This window comes from Mycobacterium sp. KBS0706 (assembly GCF_005938675.2).
In the GTDB taxonomy this organism is placed as follows: domain Bacteria; phylum Pseudomonadota; class Alphaproteobacteria; order DSM-16000; family Inquilinaceae; genus Inquilinus.
This window is the reverse complement of record NZ_VCCH02000148.1, coordinates 1-12,584: the sequence shown is the minus strand read 5'-3', so window position 1 is coordinate 12,584 and position 12,584 is coordinate 1. Positions and strand designations below refer to the sequence as shown.

Sequence of the window (12,584 nt, the reverse complement as noted above, 5' to 3'; positions counted from 1 at the left end):
TACCCACAGCTCCTACACCACCCGGCGGGACACGATCCCTCCGGCGCGGTCTGTCACGCAGCCTTGGACACGCGCGAAGATCGTATCGGTGGCCTTCACAACGCGAGTTGCCCGACAAAAACTTCAGAATTGTCAGGGCGGGTTCTCACAGACGGGGCGAAGCGCGGGGGATTCTGTAAGTCCGAGGTTCCAGCACCTGGACGTCAAACCAGCTTCACTCTATATTGCATAGAGTAATTGCATACGTCGATATGTCGACGTCTTGAGCGACTTGGTTGGTTGAATTTGATTGCGCTAAGACGTTGATTTCCAAGCGGCGGAAGGGAGACATGAGATTGCGTGGATCCTGGAAGAGCCGTGCATTAATCCAGCGTTGGAAACGGCTGGTCGATGAAGAACTCGGCCTCGCAAGCGCTAGCGCCGACCGTACCCGCCTGGCGGATTGGCTTCACCACAGCCGGGAACTTGTGGCATTCTGCAATGATGACCTGCGCCTCGTACTCCTTGGCGGCGGGTTCCTGAACGCCTTTCCTCGGGCCGCCGAGCCAGGGGCGGCGCTCTGCAATATTTTGCCGAAATTCGCCGATCCAGCGGTTCGGGATGCTCTGCTCGAGCTTGGCGAGGTGGGCATGGCACTTGACATCGACATGCCCCATCCGGCCACCGGGGTCCGGATGAACGCGCATGTGTTCCGGACCGGTGCAGGCTTCGGGATCATCGTTCAGCCAACCACGAAGCGGGAGGGAAGCTCGGACCGTGGAGAGACGGATACGCTTCTGCATTGGGCCACCCGCGACTCCCTGACTGGGCTGCAGAACCGGAGAGTGTTCAGCGACAGTCTTGCGGAGATCCTGGTGGGGCTCGGCCGGTCGAAAATGGGTGTGGCGTTGCTTCAGATCGACCTGGACGACTTCAAGGCGGTCAACGATACGCTGGGGCACGGCGCCGGCGACACTCTGCTGCAACTCGTCGCGCGACGGATCGAGGAGGCTCTGGACCGGAACGCCGTCGGCTTCCGTTATGCCGGCGACGAGTTCACGGTGATCCAGATGACCGATGGACAGCCTCAGGCTGCCGAGCGGCTGGCCGAAACCATCATTTCGCGGCTGCGGGCGCCTTTCGAGATCAGCGGCATACCGGTGTTCATTGGTGCCAGCGTCGGGATCGCCTTCGGGATCGAGCACGGCTCCAGCACGGAACAGCTGATGAAGGCCGCCGACATTGCTCTCTACGCCGCAAAGAGCGAGGGGCGAGGACGGGCCCGCATCTTCAACAATGCGATGCTGCTCTTTCTGGAGAGCCGGGAGAATCTGCGTCGCGATCTCCGCAAGGCTCTGCAACACGGCGAACTCTTCGTCGAATATCAGCCGCTGGTAAGGCTCCCGGTCTCGGTGGTCGGATTCGAGGCCCTCCTTCGCTGGCGTCATCCGGACGCCGGGGTCATCGCGCCCGGCGCCTTCATATCGATCGCGGAGGCCGACGGCCTCATGGATGAAATCGGTCAGTGGGTGCTGGAGCAGGCCTGCACCGACGCGCTGGAATGGCCATCGACGATCAATATCGCCGTCAATCTGTCTCCGGCGCAATTCAGGAGCGGGATGCTCACCGACAATGTGGCGAAAATTCTCGACCGCGTCGGCATCTATCCCGAGCGGTTGGAATTCGAGATCACAGAGACGGTCTTGCTGGAGCAAACCATGGATAATCTGGATACGCTCCATACGCTGGGCCTGTTGGGGGTCAGGGTGCTGTTGGATGACTTTGGGACGTCATATTCCTCGCTGGGGTATCTCAAGGATTTCAGTTTTAGCGGACTGAAGGTGGATAAGTACTTCATTCGCGATCTCGAGGTGAATCCGAAGAGCCAGACGATCGTGCGTTCCATCCTTGGGCTCGCCCACGGTCTTGGGATGATGGTCACGGCCGAAGGCGTGGAGACCGATGCCCAGGCGAAGTGGCTGGCCAGGGAAAGTTGCGACCGATTGCAGGGATTTCTGATCGCCCCCCCACTGAGCAACCGCGACGCCATTGAGTTCATTCAACGGGCGCGGCATGGCGCGGTGGCGTGACATGATCTCTCCGTCGTCCGGCGCGGAGTGGTGCCGGACTGGATTGGCTTCTGACAGCAGCGGGGGATGGCATGAGGACCAGTTCTGAAGCGACACCGACGCCGGGCTTTGAGCCCCTGATCGAGGTGGCGATGACGGCCCGAGCCTTTTCCGCCTATTGGGCCCAATGCAGCTACGTCGCCAGCTACGCCGCGCGGGCCGTCAGCCACAATCGAACCGACTCGACCCTCTATTCCAACCTGTTCTCCTCGGCGATCAACGAGCTCCTGGAACTCGCCTATCGCAGCCATCATGGCGGGGGCCTTGTGGCATGCAGGGTGCTTCGGAGAGGGGCCGTGGATCGGATCGAGATCGAGATTCCGTGCGCGCCGTCCCACGGCCGATTCCTGCTGAAGGCGGTCGAGCAGTTGTCCGGCCCCGGCTCCGAAGCGCGATACCTGAACGCCCTGATGTCCGACGAAAGGGGATGTCCGGAAATCGGCCTGCTCGAACTCGCGCACGACTACGGTGCCGACATCTCGGCGAAGTCCGAGGATGAGGAGCAGGTCAGATTGACCGTTGACCTTCGGCTCGAAGATCAGGTGTCCGTCTGATGCTGGGATCGTCGCAATCCTTCGCCGCACGGTATGATGAAAACAATCAGGAGTTCTCGCTGTCCGGCACGGTCCGGCCGGAAGCGGGTAGCGAGATCGCTGATTGCATGGTCGTGTTCGACCGCGCCCTCCGTCATGTCAGAGGAACCCTCTACGTCAATGTGAAGCGCCTGGCCCGGCTGAACAACACCGGCTTCCGTATCCTGGCGCGAGCCATGGTCGAGGCTTGTCGCGTCCGGCCGGAGCTGAAGATCGTCGTCGTGACCTCCAGCGTGGTGGGCTGGGCCACCGCAAAGTTCGGCCGCCTGAGGCAGGTCGAGCCGCGGATCTCCGTCAATGAGTATGACGGGCATTTCTATCCGGGCCAAAGCTTTCTGGAGGATGGCGGGTTCATCCCGATCCTGAGAACCCAGACCAGGATGACGTGGCGTCACGAGCGGGCCATTCTGCCGCGCCATGGGCTGAAAGAAGGCATGTCGATGGCCGACATCTGTTGCGGCATTGGCGACTTCGCCGTCCTGGCGCAGCGGGAATTCGCGCCGTCCCGGCTGGTGGCGCTCGATCATTCGAAATCGAGCCTGGCCTACGCAAGATCGGTCGCTGAAGAGTTTGGCATACACGGCATCGAGTATACCTATGGCGATGCCGCGGAAATGCTTCTCGATCCCGACCAGTTCGACTTCGTGACCTGTCGGCACTCCCTGCAGATATTCAACAAGCCCGACATGATTCTGAAAGAGCTGTTCAGAATCTGCCGGCCGGGTGGGCGGGTTTATATTTCCAATGAGAAGAATTCTCATTGCCTCGGTGAACCACGTGCGCGCAGCATCCAGTGGACCTATAATGAGGTTGCCAAGCTTTTTGAATACTTTGAGATGGATGTTGAGCTTGGCCCGAAAAGCCGGCGTTATCTGATGGATGCGGGGTTCCACGATATTCGGATGGAATCGTTCATGGTGACCAATCTCGACGGAGACCCGCAAGATTTCGCCGACATGATCGCCGCTTGGGAAAACGTCTATGCGGGCGAGATGTCCGTGCGGCGCGGCGACTCGCCGGAGTTTACCGAGCGTTTCCGCCAGGGATTCCGGGACCACATCCATGCCGCCCTTCACCCCAAAGGATATGCCGGCTGGCCGATCTGGGTCGCCTCCGGACAGAAGCCCGCATGAGGGTGGCGGCCGGCCTGCCCGCTCTCGGGCTTCGCTCCTTTCGCGCCAAGTTTATTGTGGTCGTCGGCACTGCGGTGCTGTTCGACTTGCTGCTCAGCAGCGGGCTCGCCCTGTGGAACGTGCAGCGCCTGTCCAGCGATGCCACAGTGCAGGTCGGCGAAGGCCTCACGGAGGCCACCGAAGAGTATATGCGCACCTATGCCGTCAACACGGCGCGGGATGCCGACCTGCTCATCAACCGAGTCCATGCCGAGGTCAACGCGCTTGCGGACGTCCTGCAATCGCAGATCGGCAACCCCGGGCAGCAGATCGCCGTGGGGGAGACGATGATCCGCGTCAATCCAAGCGCCGCTTCGGTCGTGTATGACGAAACGGGGGGGTGGGCCCAGAACCGTCCGGGGTCGCCATCCGTGGTCAGCGTCTGGGGGTATCTGCTGGGGCCCGATCACAAACCTTCGCCCGCGGCGCAAACGGAAATCGACAACAGCGCCGTCATCGACCTCGTTGCTCCCAGCCTGATGGCGACCGGCTCGCCGAAGCTGCAGATGTACTATATCGGCCCGAAGGAGGCGCCGATCTTCAGGACCGTTCCCTATACAGATCAGGCCCAGACCTTCGATCGGCTCTATCCGGGGCATAACACATCGGATTTCTGGACCTTCTTCTTCCCAGGGCTGTACGAGTCGTGGGAACGGTGGCTGGCCGATGCCGGCGCACGGCCGGTCGGCAGCGAGATCACCATGACCGCGCCCTATACCGATGCGATCACCGGGAAGCTGATCGTCAGCTTCTTCCGACCGCTTGCCAGCCGGGACCATTCGCGTGTCGCGGGCGTGGCCGGGACGGACATCACCCTCGACCAGCTGGCAGAGATCGTGAAGAGCGTCCGGGTCGCAGACACCGGCTTCGGCTTCCTGGCGATGTCGAACGGCAACGTGCTCGCGATCGGATCGGCCGGCGAGAAGACGCTCGGCCTGGTGGCGTCCAGTGATGCCGCCGGCCAGGGCGTCACAGGCGTCGACCGCTCGCTGAGAAAGAGCACCGACCCGGCGGTGGCGTCCCTTTCCCTCGACGCGGCCGGCGGCGCGGTTCGCCGGATCGTGCTCGACGAGGGCGGAACCCCGAAGCCCTATGTGGTCGCCCTTTATCCACTCAGCCCGGTCAATCTCTGGAGCGGTGGCCCGGTCGTCTCGGAGACGATGTCCGTCGGGATCGTCGTGCCGGAAAGCGAGATCTATGCTCCGCTGCATGCGGCCCAGCAGGATATCTCGCAGGCGACCAACCGGATCATCCAATGGCAAGTCGCGGCCATCCTGCTCTGCATGACCGTGGTGCTCGGCGCAATCGTCGGCATCTCCAAGCGGATCACCGCAGGGCTGAGCGCGCTGGCCGAAGGCGCGAGGAAGCTCCAGGCGCAGGACTACTCGGTCCGGGTGGACATCCCGACGCGCGACGAGGTCGGTGAGGTCGGGCTGGCCTTCAACCGGATGGCGGAGGAGATCCGATATCATACGGAGAATCTGGAGCAACTCGTCGAGGAACGAACGGCCGAACTGGCACGCGCCAATGAGGAGATCTCCGGCCTCAATGCGAAGCTGGCCGACGAAAACGTCCGGTTGGGGACCGAGCTCGAAGTCGCCCGCCACATCCAACAGATGGTGCTGCCGAAGCCGAGCGATCTGGACGCGGTTCCTGAGATCGAGATCGCCGCCTTCATGCAGCCGGCCGACGAGGTGGGAGGCGATTACTACGACGTGCTGCGCAACGGCGCAGGGGTCAAGGTCGGCATCGGCGACGTCACCGGCCATGGCCTCGAAAGCGGTGTGCTGATGCTGATGGTGCAGTCCGTAGCCCTCGCGCTTCAGGAAGCGGGAGAGAGCGATCCCAGGGTTTTCCTCAGCCATGTCAATCGGGCGATCTTCAAGAATGTCGAGCGCACCGGCTTCGAAAAGCATCTCTCGTTGGCGTTTCTCGACGTCGCGGGCCCGGAGGTGGTCGTGACTGGTCAGCACGAGGATGTAATTGTGGTACGGTCTTGTGGGAAAATCGAAGTATTAGATACCATTGATCTGGGATTTCCGGTCGGTCTGGAGCCGGATATATCTGAATTTGTGTTCAGTAAAACTTTTTCGTTCGCGAAAGACGATTTGATAGTGCTTTATACGGATGGTGTGACCGAAGCGGTTAATGGAGATGGCGTCATGTTTGGTGTCGAGAGACTCTGCACAAGTGTCGTTAATCGTCGAAAAAACAGCGCTGAAGCCATAAAAGCAGGAGTCATTGGCGATCTTCTCGCCTATATCGGCAATGAGAAGATCCATGATGACATCACTCTCGTCGTCCTGAGGCACAGGTGATGTCTGATAAGATGATCGGCTCGCAGGACATCACGATCGAGGAGGGCGCATCGATCTGCAGACTCCAGCTTTTCGATGGCCCGCTGGAACTCAGCTGGCATCATTGCGCGACGACATCCGATTTCATCAGCGACCTGTGCGTGCTCCGGGTTCATTTGCCCTTTCGGCAGGTCCGAGATGTCCGGCACAGCGTGGCCTATCTGACCAATGAGCTGCTCGAGAACGCCGTGAAATTCAAGTCGTCGGGGAACATCGGTGTTCAGGCTGCGATCGCCAACGGGTGGTTCACCATCAAGACCTGGAACAGGATGGCGGCGGGCTCGGCGGTGCGATTGCAGTCCCTTCTGCCGGAACTCATGGCGGGTGATGCGGCCGATCTGCTGATTGAGAGGATCGAGCGCAATGCGCAATCCGGGAGAGCCGAATCCGGCCTCGGGCTGCTGACCTTGATGAGTGACTATGGCGTCAGGCTTGCGTGGACCTTCGAAGCGGTTGATCGTTCGGAGGAGGTGTGCTTGGAGACCTGTGCGGCGCTGCCGATCGAGACCGCGGATATGACGGACACCAGGAGTTACATTTGATGGAAATCAAGACCAATGATTTTCATGCCTGGTCGGAAGGAGCCGAGGTTCACCTCGAAGGCATGATGCGCTTGGCCGGCGGCGAAGCATACGCCCCGATCTATGCGTTGATGATTGACGTTTTGGATCGAGCGACTCCGTCGATCATTATGAATTTGAGCAACCTGGAGTATCTCAATTCGTCGGGAATCAATATGATTGCCAAGTTTACGATTGAAGTAAGAAAAAGAGAGAATGTCCATCTTATAATAAAGGGTTCTGATCAGATTCCGTGGCAAAAGAAATCGCTGAGAAATCTGAAGAAATTGCTTCCAGAATTGGATCTACTTATTGAATGACAATCGGCATGATGGGAATGATGATTCGGCTTTTTTTGGGCGCGGATTGCATGTGCGTTCCGACGCATGCTTGTCTCCAAAGTAAAAGCCAGGTCCTATCTGCGGTTGATAGGCTATGTTGCTCCGCCGGCCCAATCAGGCGTTCATCTCGGACGGCCAAGCCGGGACGGGAGCAATCCGTCGAGGTGCGAGGTTGTGGAGTTTGAAGGCGACTTCGGTGCGGTTCCGGGCTTGCAGCTTCTTCATGATGCTGCGGATATGAACCTTCACCGTGCTCTCACAGAGATTCAGTTCATAGGCGATAATCTTATTGGCCTTGCCCCTGGCGACCCCATCGGCCACCGCGGCCTGCCGTGCCGTGAACAACTGGTTCGCAGGGGGGCTGGTTCGGGATCCTTCCGGCGACCTTTGCTCGGACTGCATCAGGCTGCTGGCCGGCACGAACAGGCCGCCGGCCCGGGCGAGCGAGATGGCCTGAATGGCGACGGCAAGGCTGACGCTGGTCGGGATGTATCCGCGGGCCCCATGGCTCAGGATGCCGAGAACCTGGGATGGGTCTTCGATGTCTCCCATCACGATCGCGGGGATGTGGCTGAACTCCCGCGCCAGCAGTTGAAGGTCCTCTGCCAAGCCTGGATCATCCGCGTCCGTCGCGCCGATGCCCAGCAGGATTGCTGCCGTGTCGCCACGGATCTGGTCATTCCGCAGCCAGTCGTTGAGGCAGGCGAATGCCCGGCTGCGGAACCCGCATTCCGGTGCCTCGAGCGCCCGTGCCAGGATGTCCCGACCGAGGGTGCGGGGATCGATGATCGAAATCAGCGGCGATCCGCCGTCCGGTCGTGGCGTCAACGATAGTGCCTCGACCGCGCCGTGCGCCGAGAGGTGGGCCTCGTGCGCGGCCTGGGAATTGGGGAGGGCCTCTTCATGGACGATGTCGCAGGTCGAAGCAGGCTGGGAGCCTCTGTACGCGATCATGGCAATCACTCTCGGAGTTTGTTTCAGATGCTATCGATATGTCCGGTTTGACCGAGTTTATGGCCTTCATAATTAGATATGCAGTTGCGACAGAATTTTCCCCGACGAGCCTTGGATCACATGCGTGACCGTGGACCGACGGCTAGGATATGAAGCATAATCAATTAATGGAGATCAAGCAAATTGCATAAAATTTTAGATATGATTTGGGTTAGGCCCTATGCTCCAGTTGAGTTATGCCGGATACTCCAATTTGGCTGCTGCAGCCGCGGTGCTCGAGAAATCGGCATCGGCCAAAGTGCGCAGTTTCAGCTATCCTGCGGACACGATGACGCCGACTTTCGCAGAACCGGTCAACGAGAAAGCGGCTCGGAGTGCCGCAGTACAAATCCCTTGCGTCCTCGGCCGGCGTGGTCCGATCAATTTTGATTGCATTTTATATAATCCATGAATATATGCCTCGCGTACTTCCACGCGGATGCCGACAAATGAGAATCCTTGGTCAAGCTGAAGCCTCCTGGCCCTACGGCACGGATGCCAACGACGAGATCGTCGGCTTCGGCGGCAATAACCCTCTCTACGGTGGACTCGGGGACGATCGCATCCTCGCCGGTGCCGGAAACGACGACCTCTATGGCGGGGTCGGCAATGACCGACTCTACGGCGAGGCAGGGAGTGACCGCCTGTTCGGCGAGGACGGGAACGACCTGCTTGATGGCGGGATCGGCTCGGACCTGCTGTATGGCGGCCTTGGCGGCGATGTCTCCCATGGCGGCGCAGGATCGGACGGACTTTTCGGAGATGCCGGCAACGACACGCTCTTCGGCGGCGCCGATGGCGACCAGATCTATGGCGGCACCGGCTCGGACACGCTGTCCGGAGACGACGGCGACGACCGCCTCTATGGCGAGGCCGGGGCCGATCGCCTGTCGGGCGGTGCCGGCAACGACAAGATCTATGCCGGCGTGGAGAATGATCGGCTCGATGGCGGGGCCGGCTCCGACGAACTGTATGGAGAGGCCGGCAACGATCAGATCGTTGGCGGCGACGGGGCTGACCGACTCTATGCCGGCGCCGGAAGCGATACGCTCGATGGTGGCGCGAGTGACGACATCGCCTATGGCGAGGCCGGGAACGACATGCTTTCGGGCGGGCTGGGCGCAGACACCCTGTCGGGTGGCGTCGAGGACGACCGGCTCGATGGCGGCGATGGCAACGACCAGCTCTACGGCGATGCCGGCCAGGACAAGCTCTTCGGAACGACCGGGGACGATCGCCTGTTCGGTGACACCGGGCGCGACCAGCTGCAGGGCGGAGACGGCAACGATTTCCTTTCCGGCGGGACGGATGCCGATCTGCTGGACGGCGGGCGCGGCAACGACCGGATCGAAGGCGGGATCGGCCAGGACCAGCTGACCGGTGGCGCCGATGCGGACACCTTCGTCTTCAGCGCGGTCGGGGACAGCGTCGTCGGCGCCGGTGCCGACCGGATCACCGACTTCACTCGGTCGCAGGGCGACAAGATCGACCTGTCGGCGATCGATGCCAACACCGCGATTGCCGGCAACCAAGCCTTCACCTTCATCAGCTCGGGGTTGTTCACCCATCACGCCGGCGAGCTGCGCGCTGTCAACACCAGCCCAAGCGTCACCACGATCGCCGGCGACGTCGACGGCAACGGTACTTCCGATTTCCACATCACCCTCATCGGCAACCCCGCCCTTGTCGCCTCCGACTTCATGTTCTAGATCGATGTGCGAAATCTAGTTACCATAGCAGGGTAACTTTAAGCCCTTGGTCGTGCCGGGCGATGCACTCAAAGACGCTGCGAATCCGGATTTTAGTGGTTTGCTCGAGTCCCGGGAACGGAGTCACGCGACACCCCGTCCGTGCCTGGTGATTTCAGTTCTGCCTCGCGGATTTCCTGGGCGGGGCGACACAGTTGCAGCCTGGACCGTTCTTGCCGTTCGACGTTTTGATGGAGAGACGTTTGACTGCCATCCTCTTCTTGGTCTGGGCCGTCTTGTTCGTGGCGGCGGCGGTCCTGGGCGCGATCAATGTCAGCGCATCGACCCAGCTGGCGAGCGGCCTCGTGATCCTGGGCACCATGGTGGCGCTGAAGACCCTCAGGGTTCGCGGATATGGCCGATTGGTGTTCCTGATCCTGGGGGCGTTCATCGTGCTGCGCTACATCATGTGGCGCTCGCTCCACACCCTGCCGTCGCCGGACCACATTCCGTCCTTCATCGCCGCGCTGCTGCTGTTCGCCGCCGAGCTCTATGCCGTCGGGATGTTCTTCCTCAGCGTCTTCGTGACATCGGACCCGATCCGGCGAAGCGCGCCGAAGCCGATCGTCAAGCCGGAGCTGGTTCCGACCGTCGACATCTTCATCCCGACCTACAACGAAGATGCCGACATGCTCGCCGTGACCGTCGCAGCGGCTACCCAGATCCGCTACCCGGCCGGCAAAATGACCGTCTACCTGCTGGATGACGGCGGCACCGACCAGCGAGTCCATCACAGCGACCCGACGATCGCCGGCCAGGCGCTGCAGCGTCGCGTCTCGCTGCAGCGGCTCTGCGGCCAGCTCGGCGCCCGGTATCTGACCCGGGAGAAGAACATCGCCGCAAAGGCCGGCAACCTGTCCTCCGCCCTGGCCCGCACCTCCGGCGACCTGGTCGCCGTGTTCGATGCCGACCATGTGCCGTCGGCCGATTTCCTGGAGCGGACCGTCGGTTACTTCGCCGAAGACCGGAAGCTGTTCCTGGTCCAGACGCCGCACTACTTCATCAACACCGACCCGATCGAACGCAATCTCGGGCTGTCGCACCGCATCCCGCCGGAGAACGAAATGTTCTACGGCCTCATCCAGCGCGGTCTCGACAAGTGGAACGGGGCCTTCTTCTGCGGCTCCGCGGCTCTGCTGCGGCGCCAAGCGCTCGACGAAGCCGGTGGCTTCTCCGGGGACAGCATCACCGAGGACGCCGAGACGGCGATCGATCTGCACGCCCGCGGCTGGCGCAGTCTCTATATCGACCATGCCATGATAGCCGGCCTGCAGCCCGAAACTTTTGCCAGCTTCATCGGCCAGCGGTCGCGTTGGGCGCAAGGCATGACGCAGATCTTCCTGCTGAAAAATCCGCTGTTCAAGCGCGGCCTCAGCCTGGTCCAGCGGCTCTGCTACCTCTCTAGCAGCGCGTTCTGGTTCTTTCCCTTCGGGCGGCTGATCTTCATGATCGCACCGCTGTTCTACCTGTTCTTCGGGCTGGAGATCTATCGCGCCACGGTTGAGGAGTTCATCTCTTACACCCTGGTCTACATGGCCGGGGTGTTCCTGGTGTCGAACTTCCAGTTCCGGACGACGCGCTGGATGCTGATCTCGGAGCTGTACGAAACCGCCCAGGCACCGTTCCTGATCCGGCCGATCCTGTCGGTGGTGCTGCGGCCGCGATCCCCGACCTTCCGGGTGACCGCCAAGAACGAGCTGCTGCAGGAAGAGTATCTCTCGCCCATGGCCTGGCCGATCATCGCGCTGATCCTGCTGCTGGTGGCGGGGCTGGGCGCGGCGGTCTGGCGGTTCTCCATATTCCCCGGCGACCGGACGGTGGTGTCGGTCGTCGGCACGTGGGCGCTGTTCAATCTCATGATCATGTTCGCCGCGCTTGGCGCGGTCTGCGAGCGGCGGCAGCGTCGGTCGCGTCCGCGGGTCGAGATCGACCGGGCCGGGCAGATCGAATTCGAGGATCACGTGAAACGGGCCCGCATCGAGGACGTTTCGATGGCCGGTTCGAAGATCCGCCTGGACTACACGCCGGAAACCGCTGCGATTCAGCCCGGCGATGTCGTTACGCTGCGGGTGGCGCCCGACCCGGACGGCCCGGCCATGGCCCCGGTGCGATCCCGTGTCCGGAACCGTGTGGTCCAGGGCAACGCCGTGGTGCTGGGCCTCGCCTTCGTCACCGAGCAGGAGGTGTCGGCGGTGGCGACCGTCAGCCGCCTCATGTTCTCCGACAGCGCCTTGTGGGAGAAGCGCCGGCAGGCGCAGCAGCACGGTCCGGGCACGATGGTCGGCGTGCTGTGGTTCTTTGGCCTCGCAATCCGCACGCTGGTGCGATCGATCCCGTTCCTGATCCGGATGGGACGGCGCAAGGAACCGGCACGGGAGATCCGCGGCCACGAGCTTGTCTTCGGGGAGCGTGCGCCTCCGGCGTTTGCCGAGAGCGAGCCAGCCATACTCAAGCAGGTCAGCTGACCATGCCGGATGCTCACAGATCTTCAGCGTCACGCCGATCGGGATGGCTGGCCGCGGTCGCGGTCTTCGGCGTCGCTGCTGCGGCGCCAGCGCAGCAGATCCCTTTGCCGGGGAGCGAAGCCGCCGCAACACCGGCATTGACGGCGCCCCGTCCCACGCCGGGCAGCGCTGATCGCATTCCGGTCCCGGGTTTGCAGCAGACACTCCCGGCGCCGGCTCCTGAGCGTCAAATGAACCTGCCGGCGGC

At 61.7% G+C, this 12,584-nt stretch carries 10 protein-coding genes; 8 read left to right on the top strand and 2 right to left on the bottom strand.

Annotated elements, in window-relative coordinates; translation table 11 throughout:
• Positions 1-362: 362 nt before the first annotated feature.
• The gene (locus FFK22_RS44145) at positions 363-656 is read right to left on the bottom strand and encodes a hypothetical protein (RefSeq protein ID WP_221939194.1); all 294 of its coding nucleotides are present in this window, start codon (positions 654-656) and stop codon (positions 363-365) included.
• Here FFK22_RS44145 and FFK22_RS38660 point away from each other — a divergent pair.
• The 6 genes from FFK22_RS38660 to FFK22_RS38635 all read left to right on the top strand — a co-directional run bounded on the left by FFK22_RS38660 (position 630) and on the right by FFK22_RS38635 (position 7,110).
• On the top strand, positions 630-2,069 hold the full coding sequence (locus FFK22_RS38660) for a bifunctional diguanylate cyclase/phosphodiesterase (protein ID WP_221939193.1): 1,440 nt from the start codon (positions 630-632) through the stop codon (positions 2,067-2,069). The two genes, FFK22_RS44145 and FFK22_RS38660, sit on opposite strands and share 27 nt — an antisense overlap.
• A gap of 71 nt (positions 2,070-2,140) precedes the next feature.
• Positions 2,141-2,662, top strand: a complete 522-nt coding sequence (locus FFK22_RS38655; protein ID WP_138888663.1) for a ubiquinone biosynthesis methyltransferase UbiE — start codon at positions 2,141-2,143, stop codon at positions 2,660-2,662.
• A complete protein-coding gene (locus FFK22_RS38650; RefSeq protein WP_138888662.1) occupies positions 2,662-3,834 on the top strand; it encodes a class I SAM-dependent methyltransferase in 1,173 nt (390 codons plus the stop codon). The genes FFK22_RS38655 and FFK22_RS38650 overlap by 1 nt, the downstream gene beginning before the upstream one ends.
• On the top strand, positions 3,831-6,191 hold the full coding sequence (locus tag FFK22_RS38645; RefSeq protein ID WP_138888661.1) for a SpoIIE family protein phosphatase: 2,361 nt from the start codon (positions 3,831-3,833) through the stop codon (positions 6,189-6,191). The genes FFK22_RS38650 and FFK22_RS38645 overlap by 4 nt, the downstream gene beginning before the upstream one ends.
• Positions 6,191-6,772: a hypothetical protein gene (locus FFK22_RS38640; RefSeq protein ID WP_221939192.1), complete on the top strand. Its 582-nt coding sequence runs from the start codon at positions 6,191-6,193 to the stop codon at positions 6,770-6,772. The genes FFK22_RS38645 and FFK22_RS38640 overlap by 1 nt, the downstream gene beginning before the upstream one ends.
• The gene (locus tag FFK22_RS38635) at positions 6,772-7,110 is read left to right on the top strand and encodes a hypothetical protein (protein WP_138888660.1); all 339 of its coding nucleotides are present in this window, start codon (positions 6,772-6,774) and stop codon (positions 7,108-7,110) included. The genes FFK22_RS38640 and FFK22_RS38635 overlap by 1 nt, the downstream gene beginning before the upstream one ends.
• 135 nt (positions 7,111-7,245) lie before the next feature.
• On the opposite strand, the gene FFK22_RS38630 is transcribed toward FFK22_RS38635, so the two are convergent.
• Positions 7,246-8,085, bottom strand: a complete 840-nt coding sequence (locus FFK22_RS38630; protein WP_138888659.1) for a response regulator transcription factor — start codon at positions 8,083-8,085, stop codon at positions 7,246-7,248.
• A gap of 488 nt (positions 8,086-8,573) precedes the next feature.
• Between FFK22_RS38630 and FFK22_RS38625 the strand changes: the two genes are divergently transcribed.
• Together FFK22_RS38625 and bcsA are read left to right on the top strand one after the other, a co-directional pair.
• On the top strand, positions 8,574-9,833 hold the full coding sequence (locus FFK22_RS38625; protein ID WP_186002896.1) for a calcium-binding protein: 1,260 nt from the start codon (positions 8,574-8,576) through the stop codon (positions 9,831-9,833).
• 242 nt (positions 9,834-10,075) lie between these two features.
• Entirely contained in the window at positions 10,076-12,337 is a 2,262-nt protein-coding gene (gene bcsA, locus FFK22_RS38620) for a UDP-forming cellulose synthase catalytic subunit (protein WP_186002895.1), read from the top strand.
• The last annotated feature ends 247 nt before the right edge of the window (positions 12,338-12,584 follow it).

Bases quoted from the DNA above. Each gene is read 5' to 3' on its own strand.
- FFK22_RS38660 (WP_221939193.1), top strand. From the start codon at position 630: ATGGCACTTGACATCGACATGCCCCATCCGGCCACCGGGGTCCGGATG.
- FFK22_RS44145 (WP_221939194.1), bottom strand. From the start codon at position 656: ATGGGGCATGTCGATGTCAAGTGCCATGCCCACCTCGCCAAGCTCGAG.
- FFK22_RS38655 (WP_138888663.1), top strand. From the start codon at position 2,141: ATGAGGACCAGTTCTGAAGCGACACCGACGCCGGGCTTTGAGCCCCTG.
- FFK22_RS38650 (WP_138888662.1), top strand. From the start codon at position 2,662: ATGCTGGGATCGTCGCAATCCTTCGCCGCACGGTATGATGAAAACAAT.
- FFK22_RS38645 (WP_138888661.1), top strand. From the start codon at position 3,831: ATGAGGGTGGCGGCCGGCCTGCCCGCTCTCGGGCTTCGCTCCTTTCGC.
- FFK22_RS38640 (WP_221939192.1), top strand. From the start codon at position 6,191: ATGTCTGATAAGATGATCGGCTCGCAGGACATCACGATCGAGGAGGGC.
- FFK22_RS38635 (WP_138888660.1), top strand. From the start codon at position 6,772: ATGGAAATCAAGACCAATGATTTTCATGCCTGGTCGGAAGGAGCCGAG.
- FFK22_RS38630 (WP_138888659.1), bottom strand. From the start codon at position 8,085: ATGATCGCGTACAGAGGCTCCCAGCCTGCTTCGACCTGCGACATCGTC.
- FFK22_RS38625 (WP_186002896.1), top strand. From the start codon at position 8,574: ATGAGAATCCTTGGTCAAGCTGAAGCCTCCTGGCCCTACGGCACGGAT.